The 16,571-nt window shown below is 39.3% G+C and carries 17 protein-coding genes; 9 read left to right on the top strand and 8 right to left on the bottom strand.

Going from position 1 to position 16,571, the window contains the following annotated elements; genetic code table 11:
* Nucleotides 1–2 precede the first annotated feature (2 nt).
* The 4 genes from nadE (at nucleotide 3) to folX (ending at nucleotide 2,624) form a co-directional block, all read left to right on the top strand.
* The gene (gene nadE / locus ACNSN2_RS15270) at nucleotides 3–839 is read left to right on the top strand and encodes an ammonia-dependent NAD(+) synthetase (RefSeq protein ID WP_054202890.1); all 837 of its coding nucleotides are present in this window, start codon (nucleotides 3–5) and stop codon (nucleotides 837–839) included.
* A gap of 126 nt (nucleotides 840–965) precedes the next feature.
* Complete coding sequence (gene folM / locus ACNSN2_RS15265) at nucleotides 966–1,685, top strand: dihydromonapterin reductase (protein WP_008468539.1); 720 nt, start codon at nucleotides 966–968, stop codon at nucleotides 1,683–1,685.
* 24 nt (nucleotides 1,686–1,709) lie between these two features.
* On the top strand, nucleotides 1,710–2,264 hold the full coding sequence (gene folE / locus ACNSN2_RS15260) for a GTP cyclohydrolase I FolE (protein ID WP_008108996.1): 555 nt from the start codon (nucleotides 1,710–1,712) through the stop codon (nucleotides 2,262–2,264).
* 3 nt (nucleotides 2,265–2,267) lie between these two features.
* A complete protein-coding gene (gene folX, locus ACNSN2_RS15255; protein ID WP_008108994.1) occupies nucleotides 2,268–2,624 on the top strand; it encodes a dihydroneopterin triphosphate 2'-epimerase in 357 nt (118 codons plus the stop codon).
* On the opposite strand, the gene ACNSN2_RS15250 is transcribed toward folX, so the two are convergent.
* The 4 genes from ACNSN2_RS15250 to ACNSN2_RS15235 form a co-directional block, all read right to left on the bottom strand.
* Complete coding sequence (locus ACNSN2_RS15250) at nucleotides 2,601–3,041, bottom strand: YqaA family protein (protein ID WP_054202893.1); 441 nt, start codon at nucleotides 3,039–3,041, stop codon at nucleotides 2,601–2,603. The two genes, folX and ACNSN2_RS15250, sit on opposite strands and share 24 nt — an antisense overlap.
* 75 nt (nucleotides 3,042–3,116) lie before the next feature.
* Entirely contained in the window at nucleotides 3,117–3,482 is a 366-nt protein-coding gene (locus ACNSN2_RS15245) for a DUF4870 domain-containing protein (RefSeq protein ID WP_010392586.1), read from the bottom strand.
* Nucleotides 3,483–3,648: 166 nt separating this feature from the next.
* A complete protein-coding gene (locus ACNSN2_RS15240) occupies nucleotides 3,649–5,820 on the bottom strand; it encodes a S9 family peptidase (protein ID WP_418607999.1) in 2,172 nt (723 codons plus the stop codon).
* A gap of 137 nt (nucleotides 5,821–5,957) precedes the next feature.
* Nucleotides 5,958–9,491: a S8 family serine peptidase gene (locus tag ACNSN2_RS15235; protein WP_418607997.1), complete on the bottom strand. Its 3,534-nt coding sequence runs from the start codon at nucleotides 9,489–9,491 to the stop codon at nucleotides 5,958–5,960.
* Between the two features lie 228 nt (nucleotides 9,492–9,719).
* Here ACNSN2_RS15235 and ACNSN2_RS15230 point away from each other — a divergent pair, with 228 nt between their 5' ends.
* The gene (locus tag ACNSN2_RS15230) at nucleotides 9,720–10,190 is read left to right on the top strand and encodes a DUF2721 domain-containing protein (RefSeq protein ID WP_138571073.1); all 471 of its coding nucleotides are present in this window, start codon (nucleotides 9,720–9,722) and stop codon (nucleotides 10,188–10,190) included.
* A 53-nt stretch (nucleotides 10,191–10,243) separates the two neighbouring features.
* Here the strand turns inward: ACNSN2_RS15230 and ACNSN2_RS15225 are convergent, their stop codons facing one another.
* Both ACNSN2_RS15225 and ACNSN2_RS15220 read right to left on the bottom strand, forming a co-directional pair.
* Nucleotides 10,244–10,777: a hypothetical protein gene (locus ACNSN2_RS15225; RefSeq protein ID WP_138595996.1), complete on the bottom strand. Its 534-nt coding sequence runs from the start codon at nucleotides 10,775–10,777 to the stop codon at nucleotides 10,244–10,246.
* A gap of 10 nt (nucleotides 10,778–10,787) precedes the next feature.
* Nucleotides 10,788–13,130: a S8 family serine peptidase gene (locus ACNSN2_RS15220; protein ID WP_418607995.1), complete on the bottom strand. Its 2,343-nt coding sequence runs from the start codon at nucleotides 13,128–13,130 to the stop codon at nucleotides 10,788–10,790.
* A 222-nt stretch (nucleotides 13,131–13,352) separates the two neighbouring features.
* On the opposite strand from ACNSN2_RS15220, the gene ACNSN2_RS15215 reads away from it, so the two are divergent.
* A complete protein-coding gene (locus ACNSN2_RS15215; protein WP_418607992.1) occupies nucleotides 13,353–13,805 on the top strand; it encodes a c-type cytochrome in 453 nt (150 codons plus the stop codon).
* Between the two features lie 51 nt (nucleotides 13,806–13,856).
* Here ACNSN2_RS15215 and ACNSN2_RS15210 read toward each other — a convergent pair whose 3' ends face one another.
* Complete coding sequence (locus ACNSN2_RS15210; protein ID WP_075170882.1) at nucleotides 13,857–14,513, bottom strand: cytochrome b/b6 domain-containing protein; 657 nt, start codon at nucleotides 14,511–14,513, stop codon at nucleotides 13,857–13,859.
* Between the two features lie 105 nt (nucleotides 14,514–14,618).
* Here ACNSN2_RS15210 and ACNSN2_RS15205 point away from each other — a divergent pair, with 105 nt between their 5' ends.
* The 3 genes from ACNSN2_RS15205 to ACNSN2_RS15195 all read left to right on the top strand — a co-directional run bounded on the left by ACNSN2_RS15205 (nucleotide 14,619) and on the right by ACNSN2_RS15195 (nucleotide 16,200).
* On the top strand, nucleotides 14,619–15,323 hold the full coding sequence (locus ACNSN2_RS15205) for an AzlC family ABC transporter permease (RefSeq protein WP_418607990.1): 705 nt from the start codon (nucleotides 14,619–14,621) through the stop codon (nucleotides 15,321–15,323).
* Nucleotides 15,320–15,619: an AzlD domain-containing protein gene (locus ACNSN2_RS15200; RefSeq protein WP_008108977.1), complete on the top strand. Its 300-nt coding sequence runs from the start codon at nucleotides 15,320–15,322 to the stop codon at nucleotides 15,617–15,619. The genes ACNSN2_RS15205 and ACNSN2_RS15200 overlap by 4 nt, the downstream gene beginning before the upstream one ends.
* Nucleotides 15,620–15,708: 89 nt before the next feature.
* Nucleotides 15,709–16,200, top strand: a complete 492-nt coding sequence (locus ACNSN2_RS15195) for a glutathione peroxidase (protein ID WP_010392568.1) — start codon at nucleotides 15,709–15,711, stop codon at nucleotides 16,198–16,200.
* 73 nt (nucleotides 16,201–16,273) lie between these two features.
* On the opposite strand, the gene ACNSN2_RS15190 is transcribed toward ACNSN2_RS15195, so the two are convergent.
* Nucleotides 16,274–16,459 carry a PA3496 family putative envelope integrity protein gene (locus ACNSN2_RS15190; RefSeq protein WP_008108975.1) on the bottom strand — a complete coding sequence of 62 codons (186 nt, stop codon included), beginning with the start codon at nucleotides 16,457–16,459 and terminating at the stop codon, nucleotides 16,274–16,276.
* Nucleotides 16,460–16,571: the final 112 nt, after the last annotated feature.

The following is a 16,571-nucleotide window of genomic DNA, read 5'->3' as shown; positions in this document are numbered from 1 at the left end:
CCATGCGCGCCGAAATTATGGCTGAAATGAAAGTTCAGCCTAGTATTGATGTTAACGCTGAAATTAAACGCCGAGTAAATTTTATTAAAGCACGTTTAAAAGCCGCATACTCAACTTCACTGGTACTAGGTATTAGTGGCGGTGTAGACTCATCAACCTGTGGCCGATTATGCCAACTTGCTATTAATGAGCTTAATCAAGAACACCAAGATACACAGTATCAATTTATTGCTGTGCGCTTACCGTATGGAGTGCAAGCAGATGAAAGCGAAGCACAAATGGCGGTTGATTTTATTAAACCCAGCACCCGTATGACAGTCAATATTCAGCCTGCAACCGACGCACTGCACGAGCAAACGATGGCAACTTTAGCTGGCAATAATCAGCCATTGCCAACACAAGAAAAAATAGACTTTATTAAAGGCAATGTGAAAGCACGCCAACGCATGATTGCACAATATGAAATTGCTGGGTTTTGCCAAGGGCTCGTTGTAGGTACCGACCATAGCGCCGAAAACATTACTGGTTTTTATACTAAGTTTGGCGATGGCGCCTGCGATTTAGCACCTTTGTTTGGTCTATCTAAACGTCAGGTTAGAGCATTGGCAACAGCATTAGGTGCACCTGCTTTGTTAGTTGAAAAAGCACCTACTGCCGATTTAGAAAGTGATAGACCAGGTTTAACTGACGAGGAAGCACTAGGCTTAAGCTATGAAGAAATTGATGACTTTTTAGAAGGTAAACCAGTCTCTGAGCATGTGGAGCAAACACTGATTGCAATTTACCAACGCACGCAGCATAAGCGCCAGCCTATTCCAACAATATACGATGCTTTTTAAATCAATATTATAAGTGTGATTTAACTGATCGAGCCGCTTATATTTTACGTAAAAATGGCGTGAAAATAAGTGGCTTAAATTTTAACGGTTAACCTTAACGCTTGCCAACAGAGAGTTTTATATTTTATGACCCCCCCTATTTTGATTACTGGTGCAGGACAACGTATAGGACTTGCGCTTGCACAGCATTTTATAGCCCAAGGGCAAGCGGTCATTATTACTTATCGTACCCGCCATAAAGCAGTAGATTTGCTAGAACAACAAGGGGCGATCTGTCTTTATGCTGACTTTAGTTCTGATGAGGGTATTAATACTTTTATTACATTACTTAAAGCACAGACTGACTCACTAAGCGCGATAATTCATAATGCATCAAGCTGGGACTGTGAAGCTAACAACCCTCAGTTTGAGCAGCTGTTTGACAATATGATGCGCATTCATGCAAAAACACCGTACTTGGTAAACTTACGCTGTGCAGATTTACTATTAAATTATCAGGCGTCTCATGCAAAGCCCGCTGACATTATTCATCTAACTGATTACGTAGTGGAAACTGGTAGCCCAAAACACTTAGCCTATGCGGCCAGTAAAGCCGCCTTGGATAACTTAACCAAATCATTTAGTGCTAAATATGCACCGAATATTAAAGTGAATTCAGTCGCACCATCATTAATTATTTTTAATCAACATGATGATGAGCAGTATCGCGCTAAAACTTTAAAAAAATCATTAATGGGTATCGAACCTGGATGCCAAGAAATTATCAATAGTATCGACCTACTACTGAACAGCCATTACATCACGGGCCGTGCTTTACCTGTTGATGGTGGTCGCCATCTTAAGTAAGTCATCTAAATAAACGAGAAACTTATGCATAACGAATTAAAAGAAAGCTATCAAAAAATTATAACCGCAGTCGGTGAAGATGCAGAACGTGAAGGGTTGCTCGATACTCCAAAACGCGCTGCAAAAGCGATGGAGTACCTAACTCAAGGTTACCGCCAAACGCTTAACGAAATCACTAATAATGCAGTATTTACCTCAGATGCTGACGATATGGTATTAATACAAGACATAGAGCTTTACTCTATGTGTGAGCATCATTTATTACCATTTATTGGCCGCTGTCATATCGCTTATATTCCTGATGGCAAAGTATTAGGTTTGTCTAAGTTTGCACGTATTGTGGATATGTTCTCTCGCCGTTTTCAAATTCAAGAACAACTAACCCATCAAATTGCCAAAGCGGTTGAAGAAGTAACAGGTGCCAAAGGTGTAGGTGTAATTGTTGAAGCAAAGCACATGTGTATGATGATGCGTGGTGTAGAAAAGCAAAACTCAAGCATGCGTACTTCGGTAATGCTAGGAAACTTTAGAGCCGATCCGAAAACACGTAATGAGTTTTTACAGCTGATCAAAGGATAATCTATGGCAAACGCAATAATTAATGTAACTAACTTACGGCTACGCACGTTTATTGGATTTAATCCTGATGAACGTGAAAAAAAACAAGATGTAGTCATTAATTTAGAAATTCATTATCCGGCTGATCAAGCTTGTGAAACTGATGAAGTAGAACAAGCACTTAACTACAAGGTAATTACTAAAGAAGTAATTAGCTTAGTTGAACAGGGTCACTTTTTATTGTTAGAAAAATTAGTTGCTGAAATTCTTGCTGTTTGCCACTCGCACCCAAGTGTAAATTACGCCAAAGCCCGAGTGGATAAACCTCATGCGCTGCGCTTTGCAGACTCTGTGTCGCTAACTCTGGACTGGCACAAATAATCCAACGGCAAGGGCTATTACAGCTAAATAACGTAGCCCTTTGCCGAGTGTTACTAGCACTAAAAACATACTAAATCGCACTTTAAACACGCCGCCAATAACAGTTAGTGGATCGCCAACAATAGGTAACCACGCAAACAGTAAGCTATATATCCCATATTTATTAAACTGCTTTTGCGCTTTTTTGAGCCCTTTTTCAGAAACTGGAAACCATTTTTTATCTTTAAAGCGTAATGCTTGTGTTCCAAGCCAATAATTAACACAACTGCCTAATACATTGCCTAAGGTTGCTGCAAACCAAATTAGCCATAAGTTAGTATTACCTTGCATTATCATCCCACCCATCAATACTTCAGACGAGCTGGGTAATAACGTAGCCGATATAAATGCTGTAAAAAATAATGTTATATAGAGCATTTTTCCCTTATGACTAAAAACTAAACCCAGCAATTAAGCTGGGTTTGAACGACTTTTTAACTTAAATCAAAACGCTTATTTTATTAAATTTAAGCTAAGGGGGTAATTAAACTCTTTACCATCGTTGGCTTTCACGCTTGCGATAACCACCATCACAAATGAAAAAATAGCGACCATAGGTAACAGTAGTAAACCAACAGCTGCAAAAATTAGTAAAAAACACACAAAGTAAGCTATAGCCATAGTAATTTGAAAGTTAAGCGCTTTTTTACCGTGTATATCAACTATAGGCATTTCATCTTTTTTAATTAGCCAGATAATAAGGGGACCTAGCACCGAGCCGAATGGCACAATAAACCCCGCTAATGCACTTAAATGACATAGCATTGCCCAGGTGCGGTCATCTTTATTGACGACTTTAATCTCTTGATTTTGTTCCATTACATTTTCCCTTTTCGTAAAACACCGTAATTTAACTCAATATACTATTACTATTTTGCGCTAATACCAAGCAGCTTTAATTGGCGGCAATTCAAATATAAAAAACCCCCAGTAATTACAATATACAACTACTGGGGGTCACTTAAAAAGCTACGCTTTTATTTTATTACTTATTTTTACCAGCTAAATCAAGCATAAATGCATAGTTAAGTGCCGTGTCCTCCAAGCGTTTAAAACGACCAGACGCACCTCCATGGCCAGCTTCCATGTCTATTTTAAATAGTAGTTTATTATCATCTGTTTTGTAGTCACGCAGCTTTGCAACCCACTTTGCTGGCTCAAAATATTGAACCTGTGAGTCGTGCAAACCTGTTGTTACTAACATATTAGGGTAGTCTTGTTTACTAACTTGATCGTACGGTGAATACGACAACATATAATCGTAATATTCTTTCTCGTTAGGGTTACCCCACTCACCATACTCGTTAGTTGTAAGCGGAATAGTCTCATCAAGCATAGTAGTAACCACATCAACAAATGGAACCGCAGCCACCATACCTTTATATAGCTCAGGCGCTTGGTTTGCCACTGCGCCCATTAATAAACCACCAGCACTGCCACCTTGGGCAAAAATTTGCTCTTTATCGCCATAACCTTGGGCTACCAATGACTTAGTAACATCTACAAAGTCGTTAAACGTGTTCTTTTTAGTGAGTAATTTACCCGCTTCGTACCACGGGCGCCCTAACATTTGCGAACCACGTACGTGGGCAATTGCAAATACAAAACCACGGTCAAGCAACGTTAATCGTGCAGAAGAAAAACTAGGATCCATTGTTGCACCATACGAACCATAGCCGTATTGCAATAATGGGTTAGTGCCATCTTTTTTAAATAGCTCTTTTCGATACACCAAACTCACCGGTACTTTTACGCCATCGCGTGCTGTGACAAAAATACGCTCAGACGCATAGTTATCCGCGTTAAAGTCACCTAATACCGTTTGTTGCTTCAATAATGTTTTTTCCCCAGTGGCCAAATTAACATCATAAGATGAACCCGGAGTGGTCATACTGGTGTAGTAAACGCGCAGCGTATCGCTTTCTAATTCGTTGTTACCGTACGCATTAATTGTATATGCACTGTCGTTAAAGCTTAGTGGTAACTCTTTGCCCGATGTTAAATTACGTGCAATCAGTGTTGATTGGCCCATTTCGCGTTGTTGGTATACTAAGTAGTCATTAAATAACTCTACGCCTTCAAGTTTAATATCCTCGCGCGCAGGGATCACACTTTGCCAATTCGATTTATCACCGGCTTTATCAATATCGACCTTCATTAGCTGAAAGTTAACCGCATTTAAATTAGTCACAATGTAATAAGTATTACCTAATTTGGAAATGCTGTACTCAAGGTTGGCTTCACGCTCAATTAAGCGCTTTGGCTTAGCATTTATATCGTTTGCACTAAGTACTGACAAACCCGATGCATCAGTACTGCTATGCCAAATATAAATTTCTGAGCCGTCTTTGCTCTTGCTCATACCAGTGTAATAGCTCGTATCTTTTTCTTCGTATACAAGCTCATCATCGCTTTGTGGTGTACCAAGCGTATGACGATAAACTTGGTAACCGAGTAAGGTTTGCGCATCTTTTTTAATGTAATAAACAGTTTTATTATCGTTCGCCCACACAACATAACCACTGGTGCCTTCAAGCGTGTCTTCTAATAATTTACCAGTGTTTAAATCTTTAATTTTTATATTGTAAACACGGCGGCTCACCGTATCTTCACCATACGCCATTAAGTTATCATTTGGGCTGACACTCAGACCACTAACTGCAAAATAGTCATGGCCTTTAGCTAGTTCATTGACGTCTAAAATAACTTCCTGATCGGTGCCTGCAAAATCACTACTGCGTAAATAAGTAGCATACTCGTTATCGCCGCGAGTTTGCGACGAGTAATAGTACTCTCCGTCTTTTACTGGAACAGAGTCATCATCTTTTTGAATTCGCCCTTTAAGCTCTTCAAATAAACTACTTTGCAGTGTTTTAGTATGCGCAAGCATTGCATCTGTGTAAGCATTTTCAGCCTCAAGGTAACTAATCACCTTAGTAGCTTTACGCTCATCATCACGCATCCAATAATAATCATCGATGCGAGTATCGCCATGGATTGTCATTTCATATGGCACTTTCTTCGCAATCGGCGGCATGACTTCGGTTTGAGCAGCTACATTTTCAACCTTTGATGATTGCTCAACATCAGGGGCTTTATTACATCCCCCTAAAATAGCTAAGGATATAAAAGTAAGAACAAATGGGGTGTGTTTCATTGATTGGAATCTCTGTAGTTTTTATTTTTATTAAATATACCTAATATTTAATAGCACGGAGATTTAGTTTGTGAAGCTATGTAAAAAGGGAGCAGAAGCTCCCTTTAGTTAATATTTAATTTATTTAATTTATTTAATTACTTTTGCTTACGACGACGCATAAATGCAAATGGCGCTACTAGCAATGTTAGCCAAGCTAATGAACCTGAAGAGCTTTTCTTAGCAGGCTCAGGAGTAACAACAGGAGGTGCTACTTTAGTAACGGATATTGTTACCATTGCAGGTGCAGATACATTACCACGAACATCAATCGCAACAACTTCCATTTCTGCAGATGTATCACCCGCTAATAAAGTTGTATCTGCAACCACAATTTGGCCTTCTGCATCAACTGCAAAACCAAGGTTTGTATTAGATTGAACGTAGTACTCTGAAACAGCCAAGTCTAAATCTGATTCTTCAATAGTAAACGCACCTACCACGGTTCCATCAGCTGCATCTTCAGAAACACTAAACTCACCACCAATCAACATTGGTGCTTCAACGTCTGGTAATTCTAGGTCTTTAGCTGCCATCACTTTAATAATGTTAGTACCTGATGATAGTACAAAAGGACCATTTGCTGATACTACCGCTTTTTCTCCTGGCTTGATTGAAGTAACCACTTCATCAGTTGCCATTTCAGTACCAAGCTGAACATCAAATACTGCAGAACCTGTTACGCTATTTTTTTCATCCGTTTCAGTTGCCCCATAAGGCGAAATTGTAACCTGAGGTTGAATACCAAATACCGCGGTTCCAGTTACGCTATCAGTTTCAGTGAAAATGCCTGACTGATAACTAGGGTGACCTACAGATACTTTGAAGTTCATTGGTTCACCAAGAAGCGACGCATCGATATTCATGAACTCTGAACAGCCGGTAAAGGTAATAGTATTTCCACCTGCCTCATGTATTAACGGTGTACCCCATTGCCATGCATCATTGCCAGCACCATCCGTTGTACCAATTAATGTACGGCTACGGCCAGGGAATGCAGTTCTACGACCGCGGTCATTTAGGTTTTGTAAAAACTGATCTGCAAAGCCATCATTATCTGTATCAATTTCAATCCTATAGCCCGCTTGGAAAGTATGAGTTAACGGATCTCGTAACTGGATCGATGAAGTAATAAAGATACCTGAACCACAAGAATCATCATTAATTGCTGAGAATGTAGTAGCTAGGATATTAAATTCAGCGTCTTCAACTGATTTTTTCGTTCCCATTGCCGCAACGTTTTCAGCTTGCGGGAAAATTTCAATTTGGCCTGTATTTTCAACAACTAACGCCATTTCATTATTAATAATTTCAGGTGAGAAGCTCAACTGAGTCACGGCTTTTGGCATTGCATGATAAACAACATGTAAATCGTGATCGCCATCTGTAGATGCATCGTCAAATACTAACGCACCATCAAACTCTACTGATGTTAATGCCGCGCTTCTTGCTTCAATATCATCTGCACTAAATGGATTTTCTAATTCCCATGCAGGTAATTTACTTGGATCAACCATCATTGTAATATCAAAGTTAATCGCTTGACCTGCTGGTACTGTTATAGATTCAGGGAAATCCCAGCTAACTGCGTCCGTATCAATATCACTTTGGTAACGTGCTTCTATGCGAAGGTTATAAGTTTTTGCATCTGCAGAGAAGTTCTTAACTGTCACTGTTTTAGTAATTGAACCTGATTCTGCTACACTTACTAAACCATAAGATAGTGCAGCTTGTTTAGTATCAAACTCACTATTATTTACCCAAGCAGCAACTGGTAAATTAACTGCCTTGGTAACATCAACTAAACCAGCACCTATCATACTAATTGGCGCAAGCTCTGAATCAGGATTGATCGCTAAAGGTTCATTAGTTACGTTTAAGTTTGCTGCATTCATAATTGTTGCTTTAATCTCAAACGCATTACGCTCAGGGTGTGCTTCACGAATCATTGCAACAGCACCGGCTGTAATTGGGCCTGAGAAAGATGTACCATTTACAGGAGCTAGCTTATCCTGAGTTCCTGCAGCTGCAACCATTATACTTGTTCCTGGCGCTGTAATTTCTGGTTTTAATAAACCATCCATAGAAGGACCACGAGATGAGAATGTTGCAACAGCACCTGCAGTTGTTTTTATTTCAACACTAATATCAAATGTAGCAGGACCGCCTGCAGCTAATTGCGCCTTTAAAGCAGAGCCTGCAGCAAAGTTAATACCTATATTTTTAATTGTAACCGCGGCATCAAAGCCCCCCATAGATGCAGGGGTACCATCATCTTCATTATTTGCAATCATTACAAACTCAGCACCTTTAGCCTGAGCATGTAAAACTTTATCCGTAAAGTTACATGAACCTCGGTCAATTAATACTGCTTTACCTGTAAAGTCAACATCTGCAGCAAATTCAGCACAACCATCTGCGTTTGTTTCAGGATAAACTAATTCAATATCGGCACCTGAAATAGCAAAATCTTCTTGAGGACCAAAACCTGATGCCTGGATATTACCTTCAACGCCAGCAACAGTACCAGATGCAACACCTACTTCAGTTGTTGGGTGAGTCATAGCGCCAACAGATAGTGCGTTAGGTGTAGTACTTGGACCACCAACACGGAAAGGATTATCGCCATCATTACCAGCAGAAATAACCATATTCACACCTAACTCAACTGCACGTTGAACTAAGTATTGTGTACCACCACCGGTGTAAGTGTCACCAAACTCACCACCTAATGACATATTCATTACATCAACGCGGTCTGAAATATCGCCATCACCGTTAGGATCCATTGCAGCTTCTAGAGCAGCAGCTTGTGCATCGCCAGGACAACCACCACCACATACTGAGTAAGCGTAAAGTTCAACATCAGGTGCAATACCATTTACTGAGTTTGCAGAAGATGTACCATGATTGGTTGGATCACCTGTAGAAGGTGAATTAGCGGCATCATTTTCAATAGGATCTGCATCATCACGAATAAAATCATAACCACCTTGCACGATACCTTGAGGCCATGCAACTGATGTTGGATCAGCTTGAGCTGCTTCATAAGCCTCAACTGTGCCTGCACCACCAAATGCCGCATGCGTGTAGTCGATTCCCGTATCAAGCACTGCAACACGTTGGCCTTTACCACTTGCTATACCGTCAGTAATAAGTGGTTTAGCGTTGATATATTCAGAGCTTGCTGCAACATGCAATTCGCGATCGAACATTGGTAAAACTTTAACAACGCGATCATCTTTTGCAATTTCAGCTAACGCCTCAGGCGTTGCTTGAACAATTAACGTTGGCGCTAAAATCTTAGTTTTACCAATTACTTTTGCATTAAAATCTAGACTATTTAACTCAACAGTCATCATATCTTGAAGCTGCTCAATTTGCGCCGTTATTTCTCGATTTGAAGATACATGATAAGTCCCAGCAGCAACAGCATCAACTGAGGTTTTTGCTTTTAAAACAATCATATGTGCCGATGGTGCTTTTTTATCAGCAACTATCTCTTTTACTTTTTCTGCTTGGGTGTAATTAATTGTCGCGTTAGGCAAAGCTACTGCGTTGGCAAATGTTGCCACAAATGCACCTGATACAGCTGTAGCTATTGCTGTTCTTTTAATTATATTTTTAGACATTGTTTCCCCTAGGATAGGTTATGTATTATTGTATTTACTATATTTAATTTTTTAACTATGTGGCGAATATAAAACGTCAACCTTTGCGAGCGCAACATTATTGCTACATTAAAGTTACACAAAAAAACAACGCCCTTAAAAAACAACCATAAAACACTGATTCAAAAGGAAAATAAAAGCCACTTAGCTTGTAAAAAATTGTAAATGAAAATTTAAATTGAGAAATTAATGAATAACGATGTAATTAATATTTTAACAATGGCTAAAGTCATTCAAACAGCGGTTGCACCCGTTTTTTTAATTACGGGTATTGCGGCAACACTCGGGGTATTATCAAATCGCTTGGCGCGTATTACTGACAGAGCCAGACAGTTAGAGCGAAAATTAAAGGTCAGTATTGATGAAGAATTTAACCTGTCTTTAACTACTGAGCTGAGAGCACTCCTAAAGCGTTCTCGGTGTATCCATATTGCATTTAGTTTAAGTGTCTTAAGCGCATTATTAGTATGTGCAGTGGTTATGCTTTTGTTTTTATCACACATACAATCGATTAACTTAGGTGTCACTATTGGTAGCTGCTTTGTTGGTGCCATGGCATTACTAATATGTGCATTTATGTCATTACTGGGGGAGGTGTTCTTAGCAACACGCAGTATGCGCCGAGGGATGATTTTCGCTGATATTGATATAAACGATTAATAAAAAACCCCGAGCCAATTACGCTGCTCGGGGTTTTACTTATCTAAAACAGATTACTGTGCTGTATAAATTGTTTCAAGCACTTCTATTTTAGCTTCTTTTGCAAAACCCGATACCTTTAGTTGCTCTGATGCAGCTAGAATATCTTGACCATCGTTTATAGCAAAAACAGCAATTTGCGTACCAGGAAAGACTGAGATTACCTTCAACCCTGTAGCCAAAGCAGCATCATTTGCGTCCACACCATCTTTTAGAAGGACAGTAATATTACCTGAAAGTAAAGTTAGGTTATTAGTAAAGATATTACGTACTAATGTCCCCTTAGTTACAGTATCAGATGAACCTTCTACACTTACTACAGCCATTTCACCTTTTTGCATAATAACATGCTCTTCTGAAGCTACATTTGAAGGCACTAAACGTAAGTTCTTTTCAATTTTGTAAGAACCAAAATCCGCTTTATTAAATTTCAACTTAGTTACTGGCTTTTTAGGTAATTGCAGATCTTTATCGATATTCATGCTTGCTGTCGCAGTAAACGAAATACACGCAACTGCACCCAATACGATTAATTGTTTAACTTTCATTTTATAATCCTTACTCTTGATCTGCATGACCGAATGCACGAAGAGATACACCCTCTAGAACACTCAATGCTACGTTATTTGAAATACCTGTTACATCTAAAAAGTTATCAATATTATCATCAAGTGCAAAACTATCAGCGCTCGTATCAAGTAAGCGAATAGTCCAAGTACCTTTGGTTGATTCACCGTAAAATGCATTCGACATTAGTACCGCATCTTTTAAAATATAACCTGCATTAAAACTAAAGTCGCTATTAAGTGCAGGCAGAAATAGTGCCTGTTTAGATGAAAGCAATACACTTCTCGTTCCTGCTGGCGAGGTCACTTCGATAGCTAAATCGCTACCTGCTGAGGTTTGCGTTCCATCAGCTAGACCAAAGGCCATTTCTGGATTGCTTACATCAAATTTAAATTGCATCGCTTCAATATTGAGCTCTTCTGTTACTACAATTTCTTGCGTTAAACCTGTAGCACTGTTATCAGGGATTTCTAATGTGAGGGCATTTTCAGCAACTACTGAACCAAAACCTTTCCAATCCGTGATTGCTTGTTCACCTAATGAAGCTTCGTAAGATTTAGCCATGGCAACAGCTGCACCAGCATCAACTCGACCAAAGCCATATAAATTATTAAAGCTATAACCTGCAGCATTTTCAACCCAACCATCATGCGCAGCAAACTCACCTGCGCCTACAGTTAAATTGACAGCAGCATTATCTGGATCAATTAATGTACTTGTTGACGCTAAAATATGACGTACATCACGCCAAGTTAGTTCAGGGTTAGCTGAAAGAATTAACGATACCACACCTGATGCATTTGGCGCAGCAGAGGATGTACCATTAAATGTAGATGTATAGTTACAACTTGCATTATCTTCATGGCCTGGATAGTCAAAGGGGAACTGGCTTGCAGCAAATTCTTCACCATAAACACTAGCCCAAGCTGTAATTCCACGACCATTAAAGCCTGAGTAACCATTAATACAAGTCATTTGGTCTGTTGTTACCATAGCAGGAGCCCAGCGCCCAGCTTCACCTGCAGGAGCAGAAACCATTACATTGGCACCCGCTGTAGAGTAACTTGTATGTTTACCATTTGCATTTACCGCAGCAATACTCAAATAATAAGGATGACCTTGACTCGGCTCAAATGCACCATTATAACAAGTTAACCCTAAATCATTGGCACCATTGTCAGTACATAAAGACCCTTCATATGGGTTATTGCCACCATCATCGAATGAGTTACCACTAGACTTAATATTTAATGCACCTTTACCATCACGAAGATATAGATTGGGATATGATTCAATTGTCTCCTCTAATTCCGAATAAGCTACAAATGCTGGAACGGTAATACCGTAACTACGGTTAAATGCAGAAATATTTTCCGTTGTACTAATACCGCTACCTGGGAAGCCGTGAGCAAGTAAATCCTTTTGTGCAATTTTATCCTCGCCAAGGTAGTTCATACCAATTAAACCAGTATCTGGTGCAACACCGCGACCACCTTTACCATTCCAACCTTTTGCTGCTATTAAGCCCGCAACGCTTGTACCATGATCACCACTATTTGCCGTACTCGTTGGATCTGTGCGATCAAGAACATTAGCATCCAAATTTAAAGAGCGGTTAGGTAATACATTATCGATTAAATCTTCGTGACGAATCTCCATACCTGAGTCAATTACTACAGCGGTTACACCTGCGCCAGTAGCGCCTTGTGCATAAGCAGATAAAACATTCATATCTTCACCAGCAACCAGTTCTGCTGCTTCTGATTCAGCGAAGTCTGCATCTAGTCTTGCTTTTGCATTTTCTTCGGTAAAACCACGCTGATTTACATATAAATCAATTAAGCCTTGTTTCATCTCATGACTAAGAGAGTATGCTTTTTGGCCTGTGTTATTCAGGTGCCATTGCTGATTTGCAAGAGGGTCTCCAATAATTCCTGAAATATTAATTTTCGCAGAGGCCGTTTTACCGTTTGCAGTTACTGTGTAGTCAATAACAGCATCTTCCCCTGAGACAGGAACATATGTAAACGAGTTACCATCTACCGTTAACATGCCATGGCTAAACTTAAACACACCATCTTGCGCGGTAATTTCCTCGCCATTTTCAGTAAAGCTAAAAGTAAGTGCATCACCATCATTATCACTCGCTTTAAAATCAGCAGTAACAGGTATCCATTGCTTTAAATCAACAACGACAACATCACTCGCTTTTGGTGCTACATCAGTAACAACAGGAACTTTACTGTTATTATCATTATCACTGCCTCCACAACCCGATAGCGAAATCACTATTGCTGCAGACAGCGCAGACAACTTAAAAATATTGTTTTTCATAAATGCTCTTCATTGGTTATTTTTATGACGCCTAAATGTACACAACCCAATGACCACCAACAACACCCTATTTACAAAGGTTCACAATAAAGCCATAAATTAATACTACATATTTCCATCTCTGATTAATCTATGCTCATGCAATATCTATGCTTTGCCTTAAACAAAAGTGCACGCTAAGATACAAAGATAATTAAAGAACCCTTAAAGGAGTAGAGTAAAGTGAAATTGAAGCAAGTATTTATCGGGGCGTTACTATCTACATGCGCATTTACCGTATCTGCAAATTCTGCATTCAAAGAGCCGAGTGATGCGATTGAGTATCGCCAAGCTGCATTTTCTATGATTTCAGTTCAAATAGGCGATATGGGTGCCATGCTCAAGGGTAAAATTCCTTTTGATGCAGAGCAATTTAAGCAGCGTGCAAATAACGCAGCGGCATTGTCTAAAATGCCTTGGGAAGCTTTTTACGCAGGTACTGATAAGGGTGATACATCAGCACTTCCTGCGGTATGGTCTGAAAACGATACTTTCATGAAAAAAGCGACAGCATTTCAACAATATGCTGATGAACTTGCTGTAGCAGCTCAAACCGGTGACAAAGCTGTTATTGGTAAAGCGTTTGGTGCTTGGGCTAAAGGCTGTAAAGATTGTCATAAGCAATTCAAAGACTAATATATACGGTGTATTAAGAACAAAAATGGCGCTGTATTAGCGCCACTTTTTTTAACTAAGCAAATAACTTAAATGCTCACTTCCCCAGGTACTCATTAATAAAACTAGTAGTAGCAAAAATATAACCCATGCAACCCATGGTGACTTTGTCTCTGGCTCTGAGCTTTTTGTTGCTAGTGCTTTATTACCGGTGATCATTGCTTTGACCAAAGGCTTGCCTTGGACTTTGTAAGCAATAATAGCCACAACATGCAAAATAATCGCATAAAATAAAATATCAAAATTAATATGGTGCAACCAATTGGCAAAATCAATCGTATCACTCGATACATACTGCGCTAACGGGCCATCAGTTAAAATACCATCACTGCTCATTAAACCGCTTATTAGCTGCGCTATGATCAGAATAAAAAATAATAACACCATATAACTACCTGGTGCAGAATGGCCCACATCATTTATTTTTTTGCCGCTAAAAGAAGCAAGCACCGATTTAGGAGAATGCAGTAATGCCGATATTCTTGCCGTTTTACTGCCTATAAGACCCCATATAATCCGTGTTGAAATAAGCGCTAAAGTAAAAAAGCCAACTACAAAATGAAGTTCGATCATGCCTTCTTCTGCACTAAAATAAAGCGCAGCAATACTCAATACTAATAACCAATGAAAGCTTCTTAAAAAACCATCCCACACTTTTACCTTAAACATTGCACCTTCCCTAAAAAAAAGTATCATCTAAAACGCTAACTACTTTAGCTTCTTAATATTAAGGTATCCTAATGAGTCTTTCCACCTATGCGCAGAGTAAAACACATGCAATCAATTAAAAAACCAGTATTAAAAGGCTTTTTAGATATGCTGCCACTGTGTTTAGCGGTTATTCCTTGGGGCATTTTATGTGGCTCGTTAGCAATACAAAATGGCTTTACCCCTTTTGAAACTCAAGCCATGTCGCTACTGGTATTTGCAGGCGCAGCGCAGCTGGTTGCAATTGAGCTCATTGCTGGTAATACCCCTCTACTAACCATTCTTTTTACCACGTTTATTATTAGCTCTCGCCATTTTTTATATGGCTTGGCGGTTCGTCACAAAGTGATTGAGCAACCCATGCGTTGGCGCCTGCCTGTCAGCTTTGTATTAACCGATGAACTATTTGCTTTTTCGCACCACCCGCGCGCCTATCGCACTAAAACCCGTTTAATTTATGCATTGAGCGCAGGTTTTAGCTTTTACATTGCGTGGAACATTTGGACTCTAATTGGCATTGTAGCCGGTACTATGCTTCCAGATCTCACCAATCTAGGACTCGACTTTGCAATTGCAGCGACTTTTATTGCCTTAGTAATTCCGGGGATTAAAAACTTAGCTACTTTAGTCACAGTCATTGTTGCAGGGATCAGTGCCACTTTATTAAAAAGCATAGGCTTTGAGTTGTGGTTAGTATGCTCTGCACTTATAGCAATGAGCGCAGGTTACGCTGTTACCAGATTAGTGCAAAATAAGGGGGACAAAAGATGATGACCACTATTTTACTAATGGCATGTATTACTTTTTTTACTCGCTATTTATTCTTACACCGCGCCTTGCCATTTAAAGTAGGGCCTAAAATGCAACAGTTTTTGAGCTTTAGTGCACCTGCGGTACTAACGGCGATTTGGGTGCCAATTGTATTTATAAATGACGAAGGTATTAATCTAAACTGGCAGAACCCTTATCTCAGTGCTGCCATAGTCGCTATTGTTGTTGCTTACAAAACGCATAATATTTACTTAACGACCTTGGCCGGTATGGGGCTATTTTTAATTTTAAATTAGCAGTAAGCGCTGTAAAAGTGACTTAGACTTTGTAGATCATCACGCAAGGGTTAGACTATGCAAAATAAACAAATAATAAGCGTATTTATATGCACCCATTCCATCAACTAAAGACTACCAGCCTACAAGGCCAGCCAATCGACTTTAAAGAGTTTGAAGGTAAAGTTGTATTAATCGTAAATACCGCAAGTGAATGTGGATTAACTTATCAATATCAGTCATTGCAAGCATTACATGAAAAGTATGCAAGCCAAGGTTTGATCATTATAGGCTTTCCATGTAACCAATTTGGTCAACAAGAGCCCGGCGACGCTGAGCAAATAGCGCAAGGTTGTTTAATAAATTACGGGGTTAGTTTTTTAATCGCAGAAAAAGTGAATGTAAATGGCCAGCATACAGATTCTGTTTTCCGCTATTTAAAGTCTGTACTACCGGGGTTTTTAACCCGAAAAATTAAGTGGAACTTCACTAAGTTTTTAGTAGCGGCAGATGGTACACCTATTAAGCGCTTTGCACCTATTACTAAACCTGAAAAACTAGAAAAAGTAATTGAAAAAGCTCTGCTTGCAGCTAAGGCTTAACCCCAAAAAAACTACAAAGAGGCACAAAGCCTCTTTATTACAAACTGTAACGATTATTTGTACTAGCGAGAGCTTAATCAATATAATCGTTTAAGTCATCTTCACCTAGATTTTTACGCAAGCGTTTTTGCTCAAGGTAATCCTCTAACTTTCTTTTCACCTTTTGCTTTTTCTTGTCGTGTTGATTACGCCCGACCATTTCGTATTCGTCTTCAACAAAATCATCATCTAGCGCATCGTAACTAAATGTCTTACCCACAACCCACTCCATAAAGTGTTTGAGACCAATTACGGATTTCTATATCGCGATAATTGGTGAAATTAAAATGTTCAACATAAATTAGCTGTACAAATTTACGTCAAAATAAAGC

The sequence above is a fragment of the Pseudoalteromonas sp. US3C1013 genome (genome assembly GCF_048401115.1).
Taxonomy (GTDB): Bacteria; Pseudomonadota; Gammaproteobacteria; order Enterobacterales; family Alteromonadaceae; genus Pseudoalteromonas; species Pseudoalteromonas undina.
This window is presented reverse-complemented; position numbering and strand designations above follow the sequence as displayed.